The sequence below is a fragment of the uncultured Phycicoccus sp. genome (assembly GCF_947495705.1).
Taxonomy (GTDB): Bacteria; Actinomycetota; Actinomycetes; order Actinomycetales; family Dermatophilaceae; genus Phycicoccus.
In genome coordinates this window covers 333994-354076 of sequence record NZ_CANLZR010000002.1, presented here as the reverse complement: position 1 = coordinate 354076, position 20083 = coordinate 333994, and the positions used below count along the sequence as shown (strand labels likewise).

Below are 20083 nucleotides of genomic sequence, written 5' to 3'. Positions count from 1 at the left end.
GGTCAGCGCCCGATCTCGTGGAGGGCGAGACCCTGGAAGTCGGCGGGATCGCCGATCGGCACCCCGTCGTCATCGAGGACGAAGTCGGCCCAGGTCCGGACCTTCCACGTCGTCCCCGCGGAGTCGCTCGCAGTCCCGTTGACGCCGTTGTAGATCTCCACGACCCCCTCGGCCGAGACCGTGATGCGTTCCTTGAAACGGGCCGTCCCGACGGCGAACGGGGGGACCGGCACGGTCGACGGATCGCCGTCGGCCACCGCCGCACAGGTCTCGTCGATGAACTCCGGAGCGCCGAGCGGTGAGTGGTACAGGTAGACCGGCATGCCGGCGGAGTTGACCTTGAGGTCGGCGCCGCCGTCGTTCCGCTGGTACACCCGGGCGGTGACCACCGGTACTGGAGCACCGCTGCACAAGTACTCGGCCGTCTCCCCGGCGAAGAGCAGGACGTCGATGTCGAAGTTCCCGTAGAACCTCCCCGCCTCGTGGTCCACCTCGTCATAGCCCTGGGGCGCCGCGGCTGCGCCGGTGACGCCTCCGCCGAGGAGGACTCCGCCCGCGAAGACCACGGCGGCGGTCCGACGGATGAGTGGTTCCATGCTCGTCTCCCTTGTGCGTGCGTCGCCGCCGCGCGTGGCACGCCGGCCGTGTCGTCGACGGGGTCAGGGCAAGTCGGGTGTGGACTCGACCGCAGAGGCCCTGGCTCCTTCGATGCTTGCAGGGTCACGGGGCCGGGGCCAGACTGGTGGGGCTAAGTCTGCGTTCAGGTACTCCTAACAAACCCGCATTCGCTCGAGGTGACGAGCATGGACGTCAGGGCCGCGAACGTGTTCGTGGCGGTCGCCGAGGAGCTCAGCTTCACGCGTGCGGCGGCCCGGCTGGGGGTCTCGACGCCGTCGGTCAGTCAGACGATCCGCAAGCTCGAGCACGAAGTGCAACAGGGTCTGTTCGCGAGGACGACGAGATCCGTCGAGCTGACCCCCTCGGGACGCGCGCTGCTCGCACCTGCGACCGCGCTCGTGGAGGCGCATTCGGACGTCCGCCACGAGATCGAGCGACTGCGGGACCACGACGAGCTCGTCGTCGGCAGCTTCTACGGGTTGGGCAGCTCCCTGCTCCGGCAGGTGGGTGAGGCTCTCGCCGCGGCACGCGAGCGGACACAGCTCACCGTCAGCGTCGTCGACTGGAGCGACCCGACCTGTGGCCTCCGGACCCGCCAGAGCGAGGCGGCGATCCTCGTCGGGCCGACGTCCATCGACGCCCGGTTGACGCGGGTACCCCTGGGGCGGCAGCGGAGGATGGCGCTCCTGCCCGAGGACGAGGTCCCCGCCGACCTCGACACCGTGTGCCTCGAGGACGTCGACCGTCTGGGGTGGATCCCGGTGGACGTCGGGGACGACGTCTGGGACGCGGCGTGGAGGCTCGACGACCTCAGGGGCGGTCCGCCCCGCCTCAGCGGCGAGGTCCAGTCGAGCATCGAGGGGATGATCGGTGCCATCCGCGCCGGTGACGGGGCGACGGTGACGATCGAGCTCTTCTCGGAGCTGTACGCCCCCGCCGGTGTCCGGATGGTCCCCATCCGCGACGTGCCCCCGTTGTCGGTGGACCTGTGCTTCCGAGGACCTCGGGGCGGGCAGCGCGTCGCCCGGCTCGTGGACCTCGCGACGCGGATGTCACCGCCGCCGAGCTGGTTCTGACGCGGGTCGTCGCCCCGGACTCCCGTCGGCGCCGGCGACCCGCAGGGAGGCCCCCCGGTGACGGTCAGCCCTCGTCGCGCCAGGACCGCCACAGGGAGGCGTAGTCACCGTCCCGCTCGATGAGCTCGGCGTGCGACCCGAGCTCGCGGACCCGCCCGTCGTCGACGACCGCCACCCGGTCGGCGTCGTGCGCCGTGTGGAGCCGGTGCGCGATGGCCACGACGGTGCGTCCGGTGAGGACGGCCGCCATCGAGCGCTCCAGGTGCCGGGCCGCCCGCGGGTCCAGCAGCGAGGTCGCCTCGTCGAGCACGAGGGTGTGCGGGTCGGCGAGCACGAGCCGGGCGAGGGCGACCTGCTGGGACTGGGCCTCGGTGAGGGGGTGCCCGCCCGAGCCGACGGTCGTGGCGAGCCCGTCGGGCAGCCGTTGCGCCCAGTCGAGCGCGTCGACGGCGTCGAGCGCCGCCAGCAGGTCCTCGTCCGGGGCCGTCGGGCGGGGCAGCCGCAGGTTGTCGGCGAGGGTGCCGACGAACACGTGGTGCTCCTGGGTCACGAGGGCGACCTGGCCGCGCAGCTCGTCGAGCTCGAGGTCGACCAGGGGCACCCCGCCGACGGTGATCCGCCCCGTGCGAGGCCCGTCGACCCCGGCCATGAGCCGGCCGAGCGTCGACTTGCCCGCCCCCGACGGCCCGACGACGGCCAGCCGCTCGCCCGGGCGCAGGTCGAGGGACACCCCGTGCAGGACGTCCTGGCCGGTGCGGTACGCGTAGCGGACGCCGTCGACGTGCATCCGGTCGTCGGCGGGTTCGGCGCCGGTGGCGACCCGGTCCGGCGGGACCTCGCCGACCCCGAGGATCCGCGACATCGACGTCGCCGCGAACTGGATCTCGTCGAGCATGCCGACGAGCTCGCCGAGCGGGTCGAGGAGGCGCTGGACGTACAGGACGACGGCGGTGGCGGTGGCGACCGGGATGACGCCCTCCCATGCGAGGAAGCCGCCCCAGAGCAGGGCGCCGGCGACCGGCGCGAAGAAGCCCACCTCGAGCCACGGGAACCAGCGCAGCCGCAGGCCCACCGTGTAGCGCTCGGCGTCGTGGCTCTCGCCGATCGCCTCGAGGAACCGCTCGCCGCGCTCATTCTGGAGGCCGAGGGCGTCGACGGTGGCGGCGCCGTCGACGGTCTCGGCCGCGACCCCGTTGAGGCGCGCGTACGTGGCGTGCTCCCAGAGGTAGCCCGGCCCGGCGAGCCGCAGGTAGCGCCGCGTCGGGAGGAACCAGATGAGCGGGGTCAGGAGCAGCGGCAGGGCGGCGAGCGGGGACGCCAGGACGGTCGCGACGCCGGTGACGAGCACCGTCGTGCACGAGACGACCACCGTCGGGATCCCGAACCGGATGACGTAGCTGATGGCGTCGATGTCGTTGGTCGTGCGGGCCAGGAGGTCGCCGGTGCCGGCCCGCTCCACCGTCGACAGCGGGAGCCGGACGGCCGAGCGGACGAAGTCCTCGCGGAGCCGCGCGAAGACGTGCTCGGACAGCACGAACGACCCTCGGCGGGCCACCCAGGTCGTGGCCGTCTCGGCGACGAGGGCGGCGCCGAGCAGGAGGACGAGCACGTCGATGTCGGTGATGGTCGCGCGTCCGGTCGTGACGGCGCCGACCACCTGGCCGATCACCCACGGCCCGGCGAGGCCGACGACGGCGGCGACGAGGTGCCAGAGCAGCACCCACGCGAGGGGCCGGCGGTGCTCGCGCAGCAGGACCGCGACGTGCGCGCGCACGACCGACCCGGGTGCGATGGGGAGGGTGCGGCGGGCGTGGTCGGTGCGCCCGGACAGGGGCGACATCAGTCCTCCTCGCCGCGGACGACGACCGCGCGGTACTCCGGGTGCGACCGGGAGAGCTCGCGATGGGTCCCGGTGGCGACGACCCGCTCGCCGGCGAGCAGGTGGACGGTGTCGGCGTGGTCGAGGAGCAGCGGGCTGGCCGTGACGACCACGGTGGTGCGGCCCTTGCGGTGGGCCGCGAGCCGGCCCGCGATGCGTGCCTCGGTGTGCGCGTCGACGGCACTGGTCGGTTCGACGAGGACGAGGACCTCGGGGTCGCGCAGGAGCGCGCGGGCGAGAGCGAGCCGCTGGCGCTGGCCGCCGGAGAGGGACCGCCCGCGTTCCTCGAGCTCGCCGTCGAGGCCACCCTCGACGGCCGCGAGCGCGTCCCGGGCGTCGGCGACCTCGAGGGCCTCGAGCAGCAGGTCGTCGTCGGCGTCGCCGAGCTCGCGACGGAGCGGGCCGCTGAACAGCCGCGGGTCCGGCGGCGAGACGAGGATCCGCGAGCGGACGTCGGCGACCGGGAGGTCGTCGAGCCCCACCCCACCCCAGGTGACGCCGTGCCGGCCCGGCAGGGCCCGGCCCAGCCGGGCCGCGACGGTAGCGGAGTCCTCGGGCCGGGCACTGACGAGCGCGGTGAGCAGCCCCGGCTCGGCGGTGACCCCCGACGCCGGGTCGACGAGGGGGCCGTCCCCCGGGGCGAGGCCGCGAGCCGGCAGGTCGGGGTGGTCGGGCTCGACCGCGAGGATGCGGGCGAGCCGCCGGGCCGCGACCCGGGTCGTGATGAGCTTGTCGGCCATCTCGACGGCCGTCTGCAGGGGGATGGTGAGGAACGCGGTGTACCCGTAGAACGCGACGAGCTGGCCCGGGCTGATCTCCCCGGCGACGGCGAGGTTGGCCCCGACCCCGGTGACGACGAGGACGAAGATGCCCGGCAGGAGGACCTGGGCGGCGTCCAGCGTCGCCTGGGTGCCGGCGACCCGGACCCCCGCCCGCCGCACGGTCCGGGACTGGGCGCGGTAGCGGGCGAGGAAGGACTCCTCGCCGCCGATCCCGCGCAGCACGCGCAGCCCGGCGACGGTGTCGGCGCCGAGCGCGGTGAGGCGGCCGGCTTCCTCACGCTGGGCGCTCTGCCGCCGCTGCAGCGGCTTCATGACGAACGCGAGGGACGCGACGAGCAGCGGTCCGCCGAACAGCATGATGAGCCCGAGGAGCACCGAGCCGCGCAGCAGGATGACGGCGACGACGACGAACGAGACGATCGCGCCCATGAACCGGGCGAAGACGTCGAAGCTGTGCCCCATCCGGCCGAAGTCGCTGGTGAAGCTGGCCAGGACCTCGCCGGCGGGCATCGACCGGGTGAGCGCGGGCCCGGAGCGACGGACCGCGCGGTCGGCGACGACTCCGGCACGGAAGGCGGCGGTGAGCCAGTTCTTGACGGCGAACCAGTGCCGCCCGTTGCCGGCGACCGCCGAGACGACGCCGAGGCCGACGACGGCCAGGGACCACAGGATCAGCGCCCGCCCGTCGCGCGCGACGATGCCCTCGTCGACGGCGCGGCCGACCGCGGCGGGGACGAGGGCGACCGAGAGCATCCAGGGGATGCCGAAGCCCGCGCCGGCCAGGAGGGTGCGCCATTGCCGGCGTGCGAGCCAGACGAGGAGGCGGTCGGCGTCCGCCGGCGGTGCGTCCCCGGGTCGCACGCCGTACGTCCAGGCAGGTCGCGTCGGCATGTCGCGGTCCACGCTAGGCCCCGGGGACCGGCGGGCGCGAACGGGTTTCCGGCCGCTCGCGCCACGGTCCGCGTACCCTCGACGGAGGAGGCCTGTCATGGGTGTCGTCGACGAGTTCGTCCGCGCCCGCGCCGACTTCGAGCGCGGTGAGTGGACGGCAGCCCTGGAGCGCTGGTCCGGGGTGCCCCCGGATGCGCTGACCGGGGACGACCTCCTCTCGGCGGCCGCCGCCGCCCACCTCCTGGGTCGGGTCCCGCTGTCGGTCGAGCTCTACCGACGGGGGTTCCAGGAGCGGCTCGCGGCCGGTGACCCGACGGGAGCGGTGACGTGCGCCTTCCACCTCGCGATGATGGCGGGCACCACGGGTGACGCGGCCGCCTCCTCGGGGTGGGTGGCCCGGGCGGAACGGGTCGTCGAGGCGCTGCCGCCGGGGTCGCTCGAGGCCGGGTACGTGGCCTTCGCACAGATGTTCAGCCACCTCCGGGCAGGGGAGCTCGCCGACGCCGCGGCGTGCGCCGGCCGCGCGACCGAAGCCGGGCGCCGGCACGCTGATGCCGGGCTCACCGCCCTCGGCCTGTGCTCCCAGGGGCGACTGGCCATCTACGCGGGACAGGTCTCGGCCGGCATCGCCCTCCTCGACGAGTCGATGGTCGAAGCGGGCACGGAGCGGCTCGACCCCGTCCTGCTCGGGCAGGTGTACTGCACCGCGATCGAGGGCTGCCAGGAGGTCAGCGACGTCGCCCGGGTGTCGGAGTGGACGGACCTGCTGAGTCGCTGGTGTGCGGCGCACCCCCAGCTCGTCGTCTTCACCGGCCAGTGCTCGCTGCACCGGGCGCAGGTGCTTCGCGCCCACGGGGCGTGGCTCGAGGCCCTCGACGAGCTCGAGGCCGCCGTCGAGCGGTACACCCGGGCGGGTGCCGTCGACGCCGTCGGACAGGCTGCGTCCGAGCGTGGGGACCTGCTGCGGCTGCGCGGGGACCTCGCCGAGGCCGAGGAGGCCTATCGGCTCGCCGCGGAGCGCGGGGTCGACCCGCAGCCCGGGCTCGCCGAGCTGTGGCTGGCGCACGGGAGGGACGCCGCCGCCCGCCGCGCCGTGCTGCGGGTCCTCGCGGAGGTGACCGGGCCGGTGCCCCGGGCCAGGATCCTCCCGGGGGTGGTGCGGGTGCTCCTCGCGACCGACGAGGGCGGCACCCCTGACGAGTGCCGGCGGGCGGCCCGCGAGCTCGAGGACCTCGCCGCGTCGTTCGGCTCCCCGTGCCTGCACGCCGAGGCCGCGCTCGCCGCGGGCGAGGTGCTGCGACACGACGGCGACCCGGTCGGCGCGCTGCCGTGGTTCCGCAAGGCCCGCCAGCTGGCGGCCCGACTGGACCTCGCTCACCCCGCAGCCCGAGCCGCGGTCGGCACCGGGCTCGCGCTGCTCGCCACGGGCGACGAGGAGTCGGCCCGGCAGGAGCTGGCGGCGGGGCGGGCCGCGTTCCACCGTCTCGGCGCGCGCCCGGAGGTGCAGGCCGTCGACGCGGTGCTCGGCTCCGGTGGCCGTCCGGCCGGGCTCAGCGAGCGCGAGGTGGAAGTGCTCCGACTCGTCGCCACCGGCCGGAGCAACGCCCAGATCGCCGCCGACCTCGTGCTCAGCGAGCGCACCGTCGCCCGGCACCTGAGCAACATCTTCACCAAGCTCGGCGTGACGAGCCGGACCGCGGCCGCCGCGTTCGCCTACGAGCACGACCTCGTCGGCTCGTAGGCCGTGCTCACGCCGCCCGGGCGCGGTCGCGCACCGGATCCGTGGACCGGTGGCGCACCAGGTGGTCCGCGACGTAGGCGGCGTCCCGGCCGACGCCGGGCAGGACCATCGAGGAGAACGCGTACTGGAACGCGAGCCCGCAGAAGTACAGGCCCGGCACGTCGTCCGAGACCCCGCGGTACTCCCGCGGCCACCCGTCGTCGCCGACGACCGGCAGGTCCAGCCAGCCGAACTGCTGCCGGAACCCCGTCGCCCACACGACGTTCGCGACGTCGAGGACGGTGCCGTCGGCGAGGGTCGGGCGGCCCCGGGTCACCGACTCGACCCGGTCGAGGTGGCGCACGACACCCGCGGCGGCGAGGTCGGAGCGCTTGACCCGGAGCATCGGTCCGCCGTGGCCCCGGACCTCGGGCATCATCCGCCGACCCATGGGCGTGCTGCGGGTGAGGACGTGCTTCCAGGCGAAGACCATCAGGGGCAGCGCCCCGGGCGCCCGCCGGCCCCGCCACCGCGCGGGGAGCTGCCCGCAGTCCCGGCCGGCGAGGTGGGTCGTGCGGTCGGCGGCCAGCTCCAGGGCGATGTCGCAGCCGGAGTGGGACGCGCCGACGACGAGGACGGGACCGTCGCGCAGCTGCCCGGGCCGCCGGTAGGAGCTCGAGTGGAGCTGGAGGATATCGGGGTCGAGGTCGCCGGCCCACTCCGGGACGGCGGGGGTGCGCCCGAAGGTGCCGGTGGCGACGACGACGTTGCGGCAGCGGATGGTGCCGCGGCTCGTCGTGACGTCGAAGCCGTCGGTACCGTCCGCGGCACGGGCGACGCGGTCGACCCCGGTGCGCAGCCGCAGCGGGACCTCGCAGTGCCGGGCGTAGGCCTCCAGGTAGTCGGCGACCTCGTCCTTGCCCGGGCACTCGTCAGGGTTCCCGGGGAAGCGCAGGCCGGGCAGGCTGGTGTAGCGGCCGGGGGTGTAGAGCCGCAGCGAGTCGTACTGCTGGCGCCAGCCGTCGCCGACCCGCGCGGCGCGGTCGACGACGAGGCACTCCCGGCCGCGGAGCGTGAGCTCGCGAGCGGTGACGAGGCCGGCCTGGCCGGCCCCGACGACGACGGTGTCCACATGCTCGACGGTGTCCATGATGCTCTCCTGTCGTGAGGGGTGAGGCCACGGTAGGAACGGCGCGCAGGGGCGGGCATCGGCCGGGATGCCCATCTGGGGCGGCCGGCGGTGGCGTGCAATGACCATCGCCCGCCGGGCGGGGGCGCTCAGGGGGGTCGCGTAGCCTCGTGATGTGCTGCGGACGGCTCTCACCCCGAGGTTCCTCGGACTGCTGGTGATCGTGCTCGTCGTGGGGGGCGCGTTCGTCCAGCTCGGCCGGTGGCAGCTCGGGGTCGCCGAGAACCGGGCCGCCCAGGAGGCGCTGGAGCAGGCGCGATCGGCCCCGGCCGCCGAGCTGACCAGCGTCCTCACCCCGCACACGGCCTTCCCGGGTGAGCTGTCGACCCGGCCCGTCACCGTCACCGGTCGGTACGCCGACGGTCAGCTGCTCGTCCCGCAGCGGCGGCTCGACGGCGCCGACGGGTCGTGGGTGCTCACCCCGTTCGTCGTCGACGCGACCGGAGCCACGCTGCCGGTGCTGCGGGGGTTCGTCCGGTCCGCCGACGAGGCCGGCCCACCGCCGGAGGGGCCGGTCACCCTCGCGGGCGGTCTCGCCCCGCCGGAGTCACCGTCGAGCGTGCCCGCCGGGCCGGGCGAGATCGGCTCGGTCGACACCTCGGTGCTCGTCAACACCTGGCCCGGGGACCTCTACAACGCCTTCCTCTTCCTCGAGGCCGAGGACCCGGCGACGGGCCCGCAGCTGACGAAGGTGCCCACCCCGCTCGGGCCGACCGGCGTGAACTGGCGCAACGCCGCGTACGCGGTGCAGTGGTGGGTGTTCGCCGGGTTCGGGCTGTGGTTGTGGTGGCGGATGGTCCGCGAGGAGCGCGTGAGGACCGCGGGGTCGGGCGAGGGCGCGACCCCCGGGGCGGCGCCGGAGGGGGCTCCGGAGGGGGCGCCGGAACCCCCAGGCGGTCCCCTCGCCCGCACGGGAGACAATGGTGTGCGTGAGCACCCCTGACGCCCGTCCGGACACCGCCATCGCCGTCGAGGATGCCGACGCCGTCCGCCCCCGGCTCACCTTCTTCAAGGTCATGGCGTTCATCGTCGGGGTCGGCCTGCTCGTCCTCGTCGTCGAGATGGTGCTCGCCTACGGGTACGGGCTCAAGGGTGACGCGAACCCGCTGGCCTGGTGGCCCCAGCCGCACGGCTTCATCTACATGGTCTACCTCGTCGCGACGGCCGTCCTCGGCTTCAAGGTGGGCTGGTCGCTGACGAAGATGGTGCTCGTCATGCTCGCCGGCTGTGTGCCGTTCCTCTCCTTCTGGGTCGAGCGCCGCGTGGCCCGGGAGGTCGAGGCCGGACTCGCGGCCTCGCGCCGATAACCTTGGCCGCGTGAGCGACGCCCCCGAACTGCCGGCCGACCCGTCCCCGGTCGACCCCTCCCACGCCGTCGTCGAGGGCGGTGCCCCCGTGCATCTCGCCGACCGGCCCGTCCTCGTCGTCGACTTCGGCGCCCAGTACGCCCAGCTCATCGCCCGGCGGGTGCGTGAGGCCAACTGCTTCAGCGAGGTCGTGCCGCACTCGATGCCGGCCGACGAGATGCTCGCCAAGGGCCCCGCGGCCATCGTGCTGTCCGGCGGCCCGTCGTCGGTGTACGAGGAGGGCGCCCCGCGCCTCGACCCGGCGATCCTGCAGGCCGGCGTCCCCGTGTTCGGCATGTGCTACGGCTTCCAGGCGATGGCGCTGGCCCTGGGCGGGACGGTGGCCAAGACCGGGCTCTCGGAGTTCGGGGCCACGCCGGCGACCGTGCTCGACACCGCCTCGACGCTCTTCAACGGCCAGCCGGTCGACCAGTCGGTGTGGATGAGCCACGGCGACTCCGTCGAGGAGGCGCCCGAGGGCATGCGGGTCACGGCGACGACGTCCGGGGCGCCCGTCGCCGGCTTCGAGGACGACGAGCGTCGGCTCTACGGGGTCCAGTGGCACCCCGAGGTCATGCACTCGACGTTCGGGCAGCGGGTCCTGGAGAACTTCCTGCACAAGGGGGCCGGCCTCACGGGGGAGTGGACCGCGGCCAACGTCGTCGAGGAGCTCGTCGGCGCCGTCCGGGAGCAGATCGGCGACAAGCGGGTCATCTGCGGGCTGTCCGGCGGGGTCGACTCGTCGGTCGCGGCGGCCCTGGTGCAGCGTGCCGTCGGGGACCAGCTGACCTGCGTCTTCGTCGACCACGGGCTGCTGCGCTCCGGCGAGGCCGAGCAGGTGCAGCAGGACTTCGTCGACGCGACCGGGGTCGACCTCGTCACCGTCGACGCGGCCGACCGCTTCCTGGAGGCGCTGGCCGGCGTCAGTGACCCCGAGGAGAAGCGCAAGATCATCGGCCGGGAGTTCATCCGGGTCTTCGAGCAGGCCGCGCGCGACATCGTCGGGGAGCACGGCGGGGAGGCGGACCACCCGGTCGAGTTCCTCGTCCAGGGCACCCTCTACCCGGACGTCGTCGAGTCCGGTGGCGGCACCGGGGCGGCCAACATCAAGAGCCACCACAACGTGGGGGGGCTGCCCGACGACCTCCAGTTCAAGCTCGTCGAGCCGCTGCGCCTGCTCTTCAAGGACGAGGTGCGCCAGGTCGGGCTCGAGCTCGGCGTCCCCGAAGGGATCGTGTGGCGCCAGCCGTTCCCGGGGCCGGGGCTCGGGATCCGGATCGTCGGCGAGGTCACCAAGGACCGGCTCGACGTCCTGCGTGCCGCCGACCAGGTGGCGCGCGAGGAGCTGTCGACCGCGGGGCTGGACCGCGAGATCTGGCAGTGCCCGGTCGTCCTGCTCGCCGACGTCCGCTCGGTCGGCGTCCAGGGCGACGGCCGCACCTACGGGCACCCGGTCGTGCTGCGGCCGGTGTCGTCCGAGGACGCGATGACCGCCGACTGGACGCGCATCCCCTACGAGGTGCTCGCGAAGATCTCGACGCGCATCACGAACGAGGTGCGCGAGGTCAACCGGGTCGTCCTGGACGTGACGAGCAAGCCGCCGGGCACCATCGAGTGGGAGTAGCCCGCGACACCGGGCTCGACGGGTGACGTCGCCGGGATGGCCAGCGAGAGCCGGCCACCCCCAGAGACTCAATAGACGGGGCCCGGAATCGATCCGGATGGCGGAGGTATCGCTCCGAATCCGGACATTCCCTCCTCCGCATCCGGACGGATACCTCCGGGTGGCGGAGCGATTCCGGGATGGACATGTTGCTCCCGGCTCCCGGCTCCCGGCTCCTGGCTCCTGGCTCCTGGCTCCTGGCTCCTGGCTCCTGGCTCCTGGCTCCTGGCTCCTGGCTCCCGGCTCCCGGCCCACTGGCTGCGGCTCCTCGGCCTCGGCGGTCGGTGTCCATGGCAGGCTGAGGCCACCATCCCCTGGCGACCCCGAGGACTTGTTCCATGCAGAGCACGACGACGACGGTGACGGCGACGGACGGCACGTCCCTGTTCACCCACCGCTGGCTCCCCGACGGTGACCCGAAGGCCGTCGTCCAGCTCGCCCACGGGATGGCCGAGCACTCCGCCCGGTACGCCCGCGTCGCCGAGGCGCTCACCGCTGCCGGCTACGCCGTCTACGCCCACGACCACCGCGGGCACGGCCGCACCGCCTCCGAGGCCGACCACGGGTACTTCGCCGACGAGCACGGCTGGACGACCGTCGTCGGCGACCTCCGCCAGGTCACCGACCACGCCCGCTCCGAGCACCCCGGGCTGCCGGTGTTCCTCCTCGGCCACTCCATGGGCTCCTTCCTGGCGCGCGCCTACGTCATCGAGGGGTCGCACGACCTCGCCGGACTCGTCCTGTCCGGCACCGCCGGCGACCCCGGCGCGCTCGGCAAGGTCGGTGCCGGGCTCGCGGCCGCCGAGGCCCGCATCCGCGGCCGCCGCCATGTCAGCGCCCTCCTGGACAAGCTGACCTTCGGCCAGTACAACGCCGCCTTCACGCCCAACCGCACCGACTTCGACTGGCTCTCCCGCGACGACGCCGAGGTCGACGCCTACGTCGCCGACCCGCTGTGCGGCAACACCTTCACCTCCGGCTTCTTCAGCGACCTCCTCGGCGGCCTCGGGGGCATCAACGACACCAAGAAGGTCGCCGGCGTCCGGCGCGACCTGCCGATCCTCCTCGTGGCCGGCGACAAGGACCCCGTGGGGGACAACGGCAAGGGCCCGCGCGCCGTGGCGCAGCAGTACCGCGACGTGGGCATCGTCGACGTCACGTGCACCCTCTACCCAGGGGCTCGCCACGAGGTCTTCAACGAGACGAACCGCGACGAGGTGGTCGCCGACGTCATCCGTTGGCTCGACGCCCACCTGGGCTCCTGATCCGTACGCCACCGCCCGGGCCGTCGGCGCCGATTCGGGTCCGCCGGGGGTCGCTGGCTAGGGTTGGCGCGTGCTGAGAACGGCCACCGCAGTCGTCGCGGGCAAGACCGCCCGAGCCCTCGCCCGGCGCCGCGGCGGCGGCTCGGCCTTCCCGGGGCTCGTCGCCGAGCGCATCCAGCCCCGCATCCTCCGGCAGGCGCTGGCCGGCATCCGCGGCGGCATCGTCGTCGTCAGCGGCACCAACGGCAAGACGACGACGACGAAGATGCTCGTCGCCGTCCTCCGAGCGCACGGCCGCACGGTCTTCACGAACCCGACGGGCTCCAACTTCACCCGCGGGGTGCTGAGCGAGATGCTGCCCCAGCTGCCGCTCTCGGGCCGCCTCGCGAGCGACATGGTCGTCGTCGAGCTCGACGAGGCCCACGCGATGCGGTTCATCGACGAGGTGCCCCCGACCCACTCGCTGCTGCTGAACGTCGCCCGCGACCAGCTCGACCGCTTCGCCGAGATCGACCACACCGCCGACCTCCTCGCCCGCCTCGGGACAGCGAGCACCGAGGGCGTCGTCGCCAACGCCGACGACCCCTTCATCGCCCGGGCCGGCGACGCCGTCGACGTGCCCGTGCGGTGGTTCGGGCTCGACGAGTCCATCGCCGACCGGCTGCCCGAGCTCACCGAGCACGACGCACGCTTCGACGACGCCGACACCAGCGCCCGCCCCCCCGGCCCGGGCGACGCCCGGCTGCGCCCGCGCGACGAGCGGGCCTTCGACATCGTGTTCGACGACCAGGTGGTCGGCCCCGTCACCCTCCAGCAGCGCGGGCTGGCGGCGATGATCAACGCGACCGCCGCCACGACCACCGCCCGGCTGCTGCTCGGGGACGCGTTCGACGCCGCCACCACGGCCACCGCGCTCGGCGAGGTCCGCCCGCCCTTCGGTCGCGGCGAGGTCATCATGGTCGACGGCCAGCCGCTGGAGCTCGTCCTCGTCAAGAACCCCGCCGGCTTCGGGGTGGCCCTCAGCACGTACGGCACGACGCCGGCCGCGACCATGGTCGCGATCAACGACAACGACGCCGACGGGCGGGACGTCTCGTGGCTCTACGACGTCTCGTTCGCCTCGCTGCGCGACCGGGGAGTCGCCCTGACGAGCGGAGTGCGCGCCTACGACATGGCGCTGCGGCTGCACTACGACGACGTCGCCACCGAGCGCGTCGTCCCCGACCTCGACGAGGCCCTCGACCGGTTCGTCGCCGCCCACCCCGACGAGCCGAAGCGCATCTTCTGCACGTACACCGCGATGATGGCGCTGCGCCGCACCCTGGCTGCGCGCCACGGCCTCGCCCAGTTCGGAGAGGACGGCCCGGCATGAGCACCACGACCCTCGAGCCCGCCGGCCCGAGCAAGGGGACGATCACCCTCGTCCACCTCTACCCGCGCGAGATGAGCATCTACGGCGACCGCGGCAACACGCACGCGCTCGCCAGCCGCATCCGGCGCCACGGCTACACCGCCGAGGTCGTCCTCCACGACCCCGGCGACCCCTGGCGCGACGACGCGCACCTCTTCATGGGCGGCGGGGGCCAGGACTCCGGTCAGGCCCGGGTCGAGGCCGACCTCGAGGCCATCGGCCCGTCGCTCAAGGCGATGGCCGCCGACGGCGTCCCGATGGTCGTCATCTGCGGGATGTACCAGCTCTTCGGCAACTCGTTCCACACCGTGACCGGGCAGGTGCTGCCGGGGCTGGGCATCCTCGACGTCACGACCAAGGGCAACGACAAGCGCATGGTCGGACCGGTCTGCATCGAGACCGAGTACGGCAAGGTCGTCGGCTACGAGAACCACTCCGGCTCCACCGTGCTCGGTGCGGGCCAGGAGGCGTTCGGCACCGTCCTGGCCGGCTACGGCAACAACGGCGAGGACGGGACCGAGGGGGCCCGCTCGATCAACGTCATCGGCACCTACCTGCACGGGCCGCTGCTGCCGGCGAACCCGATGATCTCGGACGCGCTCATCGCCGTGGCCGCCGAGCGGGCGACCGGGCGGCCGTTCGAGCCCGAGGACCTCGACGACCCGCTGGCCGACGAGGCCCGCGGCCGTCAGGTGCGCCGCTTGGTCCGCTCCCGCTGATCGGTGAAGAGGGGCTCCTCGCCCTCCGGCGGGGGAGCGACCTTGGGGCTGAGCGTCCACAGGAGCCAGCCGAGCCCGCCGAGCGGCACCTCCATGAGGTGGGTGATCATCGAGAACAGGACGACCCCCGCCGTCGCCGACGCCGCGTCCGCCCCCCAGCCGACGAGGACGATCGTCGTGGCCGTCTCGGTGACGCCGACCCCGCCCGGGGTGATGCCGACGGCCGTGAGCAGCCGGCCGATCGCGTACGCCGCGAACAGGAGGTTGAGCGAGAGGTCGACGCCGGTCTCGCGCATGACGAGCACGAACAGCACGTAGTACATCCCGAAGAAACCGAGCATCCCCAGGCTCATCGACCACCAGCGCCAGCGGACGACGTCGATGATCCGGGCGCGGAGGTCACGGACGAGCTCCTCCAGGGACATCGTCGACCGGGGCCGGTGACGGCGCAGGATCGGGCGCAGCCCGCGGTCGAGCAGCCCCCCGATGCGCTGTGCCACCCGCTCGCTCGCCATCATCCCGGCCACCGCGGCGATGATCCCCAGGCCGGTGAGCGAGCCCGCGACCGCGAGCTCGGTGAGGGCCGGCGGCAGGGTCACGCCGCCGAGGACGAGCACGAGGATGGCGACGACCGGCAGCAGGATCCGGGCGAGCACGTTCCAGACCCCGGTGACGATGGCGGAGGTCGACGTCGCCCGGCGCGAGAAGCCCCACGAGCGGCAGATGGCGTACGTCGCCGCGAGGCCGACCGCGCCCCCGCCGGGCAGGAGGTTCGAGACCGACGACCCGCAGAGGTTGACGACGAGGGCCTTGCCGTGGGTGAGGCCACGCAGCGACCCGGTGAAGGTGAACGTGTAGAAGTACAGCCCGAGGAGCATCAGGACCTGGAAGCCCACCGCGTGCCACGGCGGCACCCCGCGGATGACGCCCCAGATGTCGGACCAGGAGGTCTGCGCGAAGTAGGGGAGCCCCCACACGAGCAGCACGACCGCGAGGCCGAGCCCGACGACGAACTGCAGCACGTGGCGCCGCTGCGTGGGCACCTCGATGCCCGCCGCCCTCATGGCAGCCCCTCGAAGACGTCCCTGCTCACCCGTTCCCCCGGTGGTCTCGACGGGTCGCGGAACCACTCGCGACCGAAGACGAGATCGTAGAGGGGCCGGGGGATGCGGAGGAAGGCCGCCAGGGTCCGGTCGCCGGTCTGGCCGTCGTCGCCGGGGTCGGCCGCGCCGCCGCCGGTGGCCTGGCTGGCGTGGGCCCGCATCGCGGCGCGCTTGGCCCGGGCGTAGCGCCGGACGTCGATCCGGTGCGTGATGTCGGCGCGGGCGCTGTAGGCCCGCTCCATGCTGCTCGGGTCGAATTCGGCCGGGAACCGGTAGACCCGCCCGAGCGCCCGCAGCGCCCGCACGATCGTGTCCCGGGGGACGGTGGCTTCGAGGACCCGCGGGGTGCCGGCGATCTCGGCCGCCCGGGCCCCGACGGCGTGGACCCGGCGGTGGTCGCGATGCCCGTACCCGCCGTTCGCGTCGTAGGACAGGAGGACGTCGGCGCGCTCGGTGCGCAGGATCGCCGCGAGGCGCTCCGCGGCCTCCTCCACCGGGGCCCGGCAGAACCGGGTCACCCCGGGCAGGTCGGGCTCCGGCTCGGGGCCGCTGCCGCTGTCGGCGTACCCGAGCCACTCGAGCCGGGCCACGCCCAGCGCCGCCGCCGAGCGTTCCGCCTCGCGGAGTCGCAGCCGCCCGAGACCCCCGTCGCGGCGGAGGTCCTCGGCCGCAAGCCCGGCCCCACCGTCGGTGGCGAGGACGAGCACCACGCGGTGCCCCTCGGCCACGGCACGGGCCATCGTGCCGGCGGTGAGGAGCGCCTCGTCGTCGGGGTGGGCGTGGAACGCCACGAGCGTGCGGGACATCGTGACCCATCCTCGCGCATGGCAGGGTGGTCCCTCGTGAAGGTCGCCCTCCTGTCGGACTGTTACCCGCCACGGCTCGGGGGCATCGAACGGCAGGTCCACGACCTCGCGCACCGGCTCGCCCACGACGGGCACACCGTCGAGGTGTTCACCGCCACGGCCGGCCCGGACGGGGAACGGCACGGCGCCCGGACCGCCGAGGAGGACGGCGTCGTCGTCCACCGACTCGCGATCCGCCTCCCCGCGGGGGTGCCGGTCAACCCGTTCGCGCCGCCCGAGGTGCGGCGGCGCCTGGAGGCGGGGGGCTTCGACGTCGCCCACGCCCACCTCGGGGTCGTCAGCCCGTTCGCCACCGATCTCGTCCGCACCGCGCTCGGCGTGGGGCTGCCGGTGGCGGCGACGTTCCACTGCGTCCTCGGGCGCGCCGTCCCGGCGGTCCGGATGGGCGGCCACCTCCGCCGATGGGCGGGGCGCGGGGTGGCCCTCAGCGCGGTCTCGGAGATGGCCGCCGCCCAGGTCGCCCGGGCCGCCGGCGGGGCGGATGTCGCCGTGCTCAACAACGGCGTCGACACCGGGTGGTGGCGGGCCGGGCCGACGGCCGACCACGATGACGACCGCGACGGGGTGCACGTCGTGACGGCGATGCGCCTGGTCACCCGGAAGCGGCCGCTGGCCCTGCTCGGGGCCCTGCACGCCGCGCGCACCCGCCTCGACCCGGCGGTGCCGCTGCGCGCGACGATCGCCGGGGAGGGCCCGCAGCGCCGGGCGATGGAGGGGTACCTGCGGGCCCGGGGCATGGACTGGGTGACCCTGCCGGGCCGGCTCGACCGGGAGGGGCTGCGCAGTCTTCACCACTCGGGCGACCTGTACATCACCGCGGCGCGGCTCGAGGCCTTCGGGATCGCCGCCTTGGAGGCCCGGGCCGCCGGGGTGCCGATCGTCGCGCTGCGCGGGACGGGGGTCGACGACATCGTCGCGCACGGGACCGACGGGCTACTCGTCGACGGCGACGCCGACCTCGGGCTCGCCGTGGCGGGGCTGGCCGCCGACCGGGCGCGGCTCCGCACGATGCGTGACCGGCTCCGGGGCGTGCCGCCGCGCCAGGACTGGGGGACTGCCGTCGCGGCGACCCTCGGGGAGTACCGCCGGGCCGGGGCGTCCGCGTGATCACCGTCGTCGGCCGGGCCGGCGGGCGTGACGTCGTGACGTTCGTCCTCGGTCACGGGGAGGACCCCCGCGCCGGGCTCGCCCGTCGTGGCTGGGCCGCCGGGCGGGCCGAGGTCGAGGGGGTGCATGGGCGGCTGGTCGTCGCGTTCGACGTCGTCGTCGCCGCCGCGCCGGGCCCGGCCTCCGGCGGCCCTCAGGGGCCGGGGTTGCGGGATGCCGAGCGCGTGGACGTCGAACCACGGCAACGGCTGGCCGCCTATGCGGTGGTCGTCGCGCAGGGATGTCTCCTGCTCACCCAGCTGTCGGGACGCACCGGCGCCGGCGGGCGGTGGAACCTGCCCGGCGGCGGTGTCGACCCCGGGGAGTCGCCCGTGCAGGCCGTGGTCCGTGAGGTCGCCGAGGAGACCGGCCAGGTCGTGGTCGACGTCCGGCTCGTCGACGTCATGACCCAGCACTGGGTGGGGCGGTCACCTCGCGGCGCCGAGGACTATCACGCGGTCCGGCTGCTCCACACGGCCCACTGCCCGGAGCCGACCGCCCCCGTCGTCCACGACGTGGGCGGGTCGACCGCGGCCGCGCGCTGGGTCCCGTGGGCCGAGCTCGGTGAGATCCCGGTGGTGGCCAGCGTCCCGGTCGCGATCCGGGCCGCCGGCCTGGACTGGGACCACCCCGGGCCTCAGTCCTGACGGCGGTTCGCGCGCAGGCCGAGGAGCCCGACGAGGACGACGAGGAGCCCGCTGCCGACGACCATCCACGGGCCGAGGCCGGACCACGGGATCGTCACGTCGGCGAGCTCGCCGACGAGGACGCCCACGGCGAGGAGGAGGCCGGCCACGCCGAGGAACACCGCGAGGGGGGCCGGTCCGCTGCGGTACACCGGCGGCGCGGGGGCCGGGCCGGACGCGGGGGCCGAGGCCGTGGCGCGGGGGTCGGCGCCGGGGTCGGGGCTGTCGGGGGTGTCGGGGGTGGGGTGGACGGTCGTGTCGTCGGTGCTCATGTCAGCGCTCCTCGATGATGATCTCGCCGAGGCCGACCTCGGCCCGGACGACGATGTCGGACGGCTCCTCGCCGATGACGGTGCGGTAGGACCGGTCGTCGCCGGTGGTCGTGGCGACCAGCTCGACGCCACCGGGTATGGGTCGCTCGTGGCGGATCTCCCCGAGCCCCACCTGGCCCTCGACCCGGACGTCCATGCCTTCGGGCACGACGACGGTCAGCGAGCCGAGGCCCATGTCGACGCGGACGTCGGCCGGGTCGTCGGCGCCGGACACAGCCTGGAGCCCGCCCAGGTCGAGGGTCGCATCGCCGGCGCCGAGGCTGTAGCTGACGGGCACGGCGCTCGCGCTCGGGGTCCACGTCCGGTCACCGACCCCCTGGGCGACGGGGTTGTGCGCGACGAGCACCGAGACGACGGTGACGAACCCGAGGACGATGACGAGGAAGCCACTGAAGCCGGAGGCCCGGCCCGAGAGCCCGAGGCCCAGGACGAGGGCCGAGACGCCCAGCAGCGCGAGGGAGGCGCCGAGCACGGCGGGCTCGCCGGGGAAGCCGAGGACCTGGGCCAGGGCCGTCCCGAGGCCGGAGAGGAGGATGACCAGCCCGAGGGCGATGACGCCGACCGAGCCGCTGGGGCGACGTCGCCGGGGCGCCGGCGGCGGGGGCGGGGCGAGCGGGCGGGCCGGCCCGGGCGGCGCCGGGGGGCCTCCGTAGGGCGAGGACCCGCCGTAGGGCGTGGACCCTGCGTACGGCGTGGACCCGCCGTACGGCGTGGTGGGTGCCGCCGCGGCGCCATACGCCGGGGCGAAGGAGCTGGTCGGAGCGGACATCGTCGTGCCTCCGGGGGGTGGGGGTGGGGCGGTGGGGGAGTCGGCGCCGGGCCAGGTGCCGGGCGGGGCCGGGCGGGCGCGGGTGGCGATCAGCCACACGACGAGGCCGACCGGGATGAGCAGCCAGATCGGGCCGCCCCAGCCGTCACCCCCGATGCCGAGCGAGACGAGCCCGCCGACCAGGAGCAGCGCCGTGACGACGCCGAGGACGACCGGCCAGGCGTCGCCGTGCCGGAGGGCGCGCTCGGCCAGGACGGTGCCGTGCGCGTCCGGCAGGAGCAGCCAGAGGACGAGGTAGACGGGGATCCCCAGGCCGCCGGCGATCGTCAGGGCGATCGCTGCGGCGCGGATGAGGAGCGGGTCGACGTCGAAGCGGGCGGCGATGCCGGCGCACACGCCGCCGAACCACCGGCGGTCGGTGTCCCGACGGAGCGGGCCGGAGCGGAGCCGGTTCAGGGCGTCGTCGATGGGTCCCGGCGCGGCCTGCGGCGGAGGGGGCCCGTAACTGGAGGTGTCCGTCATACGTCAAGGCTCCCGCCGGGGCGTCGCGACCGCCATGGGGGTCGACCCTGAGCGGGCCCTGAACGGACCCCGGAGGGCGGCGCCAAGGGCGCTCGCGTGC

18 protein-coding genes are annotated in these 20083 nt (G+C 74.6%); 10 read left to right on the top strand and 8 right to left on the bottom strand.

Annotation, left to right across the window (positions count from 1 at the left end; all coding sequences use genetic code 11):
- Positions 1-2: 2 nt before the first annotated feature.
- Positions 3-596, bottom strand: coding sequence for a hypothetical protein (locus tag Q0963_RS04915; RefSeq protein WP_299443453.1), 594 nt, complete (start codon positions 594-596; stop codon positions 3-5).
- 207 nt (positions 597-803) lie between these two features.
- Here Q0963_RS04915 and Q0963_RS04910 point away from each other — a divergent pair, with 207 nt between their 5' ends.
- Positions 804-1694: a LysR family transcriptional regulator gene (locus tag Q0963_RS04910; RefSeq protein WP_299443450.1), complete on the top strand. Its 891-nt coding sequence runs from the start codon at positions 804-806 to the stop codon at positions 1692-1694.
- Between the two features lie 64 nt (positions 1695-1758).
- Here Q0963_RS04910 and Q0963_RS04905 read toward each other — a convergent pair whose 3' ends face one another.
- Complete coding sequence (locus Q0963_RS04905; protein WP_299443447.1) at positions 1759-3534, bottom strand: ABC transporter ATP-binding protein; 1776 nt, start codon at positions 3532-3534, stop codon at positions 1759-1761.
- A complete protein-coding gene (locus Q0963_RS04900) occupies positions 3534-5246 on the bottom strand; it encodes an ABC transporter ATP-binding protein (protein ID WP_299443444.1) in 1713 nt (570 codons plus the stop codon). The genes Q0963_RS04905 and Q0963_RS04900 overlap by 1 nt, the downstream gene beginning before the upstream one ends.
- A gap of 97 nt (positions 5247-5343) precedes the next feature.
- Between Q0963_RS04900 and Q0963_RS04895 the strand changes: the two genes are divergently transcribed.
- Entirely contained in the window at positions 5344-6987 is a 1644-nt protein-coding gene (locus Q0963_RS04895) for a helix-turn-helix transcriptional regulator (protein ID WP_299443441.1), read from the top strand.
- Between the two features lie 7 nt (positions 6988-6994).
- Here Q0963_RS04895 and Q0963_RS04890 read toward each other — a convergent pair whose 3' ends face one another.
- Positions 6995-8116, bottom strand: coding sequence for an NAD(P)/FAD-dependent oxidoreductase (locus Q0963_RS04890; protein ID WP_299443438.1), 1122 nt, complete (start codon positions 8114-8116; stop codon positions 6995-6997).
- Positions 8117-8270: 154 nt separating this feature from the next.
- On the opposite strand from Q0963_RS04890, the gene Q0963_RS04885 reads away from it, so the two are divergent.
- From Q0963_RS04885 to Q0963_RS04860, 6 genes are all read left to right on the top strand, one after another.
- Positions 8271-9098 (top strand): SURF1 family protein, encoded by an 828-nt coding sequence (locus Q0963_RS04885; RefSeq protein WP_299443435.1) that lies wholly within the window; start codon positions 8271-8273, stop codon positions 9096-9098.
- Between the two features lie 19 nt (positions 9099-9117).
- The gene (locus Q0963_RS04880) at positions 9118-9462 is read left to right on the top strand and encodes a DUF3817 domain-containing protein (RefSeq protein ID WP_299443632.1); all 345 of its coding nucleotides are present in this window, start codon (positions 9118-9120) and stop codon (positions 9460-9462) included.
- Between the two features lie 88 nt (positions 9463-9550).
- Positions 9551-11125, top strand: coding sequence for a glutamine-hydrolyzing GMP synthase (gene guaA / locus Q0963_RS04875; RefSeq protein WP_299443629.1), 1575 nt, complete (start codon positions 9551-9553; stop codon positions 11123-11125).
- Positions 11126-11502: 377 nt separating this feature from the next.
- The gene (locus Q0963_RS04870) at positions 11503-12429 is read left to right on the top strand and encodes an alpha/beta hydrolase (protein WP_299443431.1); all 927 of its coding nucleotides are present in this window, start codon (positions 11503-11505) and stop codon (positions 12427-12429) included.
- A 70-nt stretch (positions 12430-12499) separates the two neighbouring features.
- On the top strand, positions 12500-13801 hold the full coding sequence (locus Q0963_RS04865; protein WP_299443428.1) for a Mur ligase family protein: 1302 nt from the start codon (positions 12500-12502) through the stop codon (positions 13799-13801).
- Complete coding sequence (locus Q0963_RS04860) at positions 13798-14559, top strand: type 1 glutamine amidotransferase (protein ID WP_299443425.1); 762 nt, start codon at positions 13798-13800, stop codon at positions 14557-14559. Before Q0963_RS04865 ends, Q0963_RS04860 begins: the two co-directional genes overlap by 4 nt.
- Here Q0963_RS04860 and Q0963_RS04855 read toward each other — a convergent pair.
- Positions 14529-15623, bottom strand: coding sequence for a lysylphosphatidylglycerol synthase transmembrane domain-containing protein (locus tag Q0963_RS04855; RefSeq protein ID WP_299443422.1), 1095 nt, complete (start codon positions 15621-15623; stop codon positions 14529-14531). The genes Q0963_RS04860 and Q0963_RS04855 overlap by 31 nt on opposite strands.
- Positions 15620-16468, bottom strand: a complete 849-nt coding sequence (locus Q0963_RS04850; RefSeq protein ID WP_299443419.1) for a PIG-L deacetylase family protein — start codon at positions 16466-16468, stop codon at positions 15620-15622. Before Q0963_RS04850 ends, Q0963_RS04855 begins: the two co-directional genes overlap by 4 nt.
- 18 nt (positions 16469-16486) lie before the next feature.
- Between Q0963_RS04850 and Q0963_RS04845 the strand changes: the two genes are divergently transcribed.
- Complete coding sequence (locus Q0963_RS04845) at positions 16487-17635, top strand: glycosyltransferase family 4 protein (protein ID WP_299443416.1); 1149 nt, start codon at positions 16487-16489, stop codon at positions 17633-17635.
- Positions 17632-18321: an NUDIX hydrolase gene (locus Q0963_RS04840; protein ID WP_299443413.1), complete on the top strand. Its 690-nt coding sequence runs from the start codon at positions 17632-17634 to the stop codon at positions 18319-18321. Before Q0963_RS04845 ends, Q0963_RS04840 begins: the two co-directional genes overlap by 4 nt.
- Here the strand turns inward: Q0963_RS04840 and Q0963_RS04835 are convergent.
- Entirely contained in the window at positions 18312-18632 is a 321-nt protein-coding gene (locus Q0963_RS04835; protein WP_299443410.1) for a hypothetical protein, read from the bottom strand. The genes Q0963_RS04840 and Q0963_RS04835 overlap by 10 nt on opposite strands.
- 1 nt (position 18633) lies before the next feature.
- Positions 18634-19983: a PspC domain-containing protein gene (locus Q0963_RS04830; RefSeq protein ID WP_299443407.1), complete on the bottom strand. Its 1350-nt coding sequence runs from the start codon at positions 19981-19983 to the stop codon at positions 18634-18636.
- Positions 19984-20083: the final 100 nt, after the last annotated feature.

What these genes read in the sequence shown, in the direction of transcription:
- Q0963_RS04915 (WP_299443453.1), bottom strand. Translation starts at nt 596, where the DNA reads ATGGAACCACTCATCCGTCGGACCGCCGCCGTGGTCTTCGCGGGCGGA.
- Q0963_RS04910 (WP_299443450.1), top strand. Translation starts at nt 804, where the DNA reads ATGGACGTCAGGGCCGCGAACGTGTTCGTGGCGGTCGCCGAGGAGCTC.
- Q0963_RS04905 (WP_299443447.1), bottom strand. Translation starts at nt 3,534, where the DNA reads ATGTCGCCCCTGTCCGGGCGCACCGACCACGCCCGCCGCACCCTCCCC.
- Q0963_RS04900 (WP_299443444.1), bottom strand. Translation starts at nt 5,246, where the DNA reads ATGCCGACGCGACCTGCCTGGACGTACGGCGTGCGACCCGGGGACGCA.
- Q0963_RS04895 (WP_299443441.1), top strand. Translation starts at nt 5,344, where the DNA reads ATGGGTGTCGTCGACGAGTTCGTCCGCGCCCGCGCCGACTTCGAGCGC.
- Q0963_RS04890 (WP_299443438.1), bottom strand. Translation starts at nt 8,116, where the DNA reads ATGGACACCGTCGAGCATGTGGACACCGTCGTCGTCGGGGCCGGCCAG.
- Q0963_RS04870 (WP_299443431.1), top strand. Translation starts at nt 11,503, where the DNA reads ATGCAGAGCACGACGACGACGGTGACGGCGACGGACGGCACGTCCCTG.
- Q0963_RS04860 (WP_299443425.1), top strand. Translation starts at nt 13,798, where the DNA reads ATGAGCACCACGACCCTCGAGCCCGCCGGCCCGAGCAAGGGGACGATC.
- Q0963_RS04855 (WP_299443422.1), bottom strand. Translation starts at nt 15,623, where the DNA reads ATGAGGGCGGCGGGCATCGAGGTGCCCACGCAGCGGCGCCACGTGCTG.
- Q0963_RS04850 (WP_299443419.1), bottom strand. Translation starts at nt 16,468, where the DNA reads ATGTCCCGCACGCTCGTGGCGTTCCACGCCCACCCCGACGACGAGGCG.
- Q0963_RS04845 (WP_299443416.1), top strand. Translation starts at nt 16,487, where the DNA reads ATGGCAGGGTGGTCCCTCGTGAAGGTCGCCCTCCTGTCGGACTGTTAC.
- Q0963_RS04835 (WP_299443410.1), bottom strand. Translation starts at nt 18,632, where the DNA reads ATGAGCACCGACGACACGACCGTCCACCCCACCCCCGACACCCCCGAC.
- Q0963_RS04830 (WP_299443407.1), bottom strand. Translation starts at nt 19,983, where the DNA reads ATGACGGACACCTCCAGTTACGGGCCCCCTCCGCCGCAGGCCGCGCCG.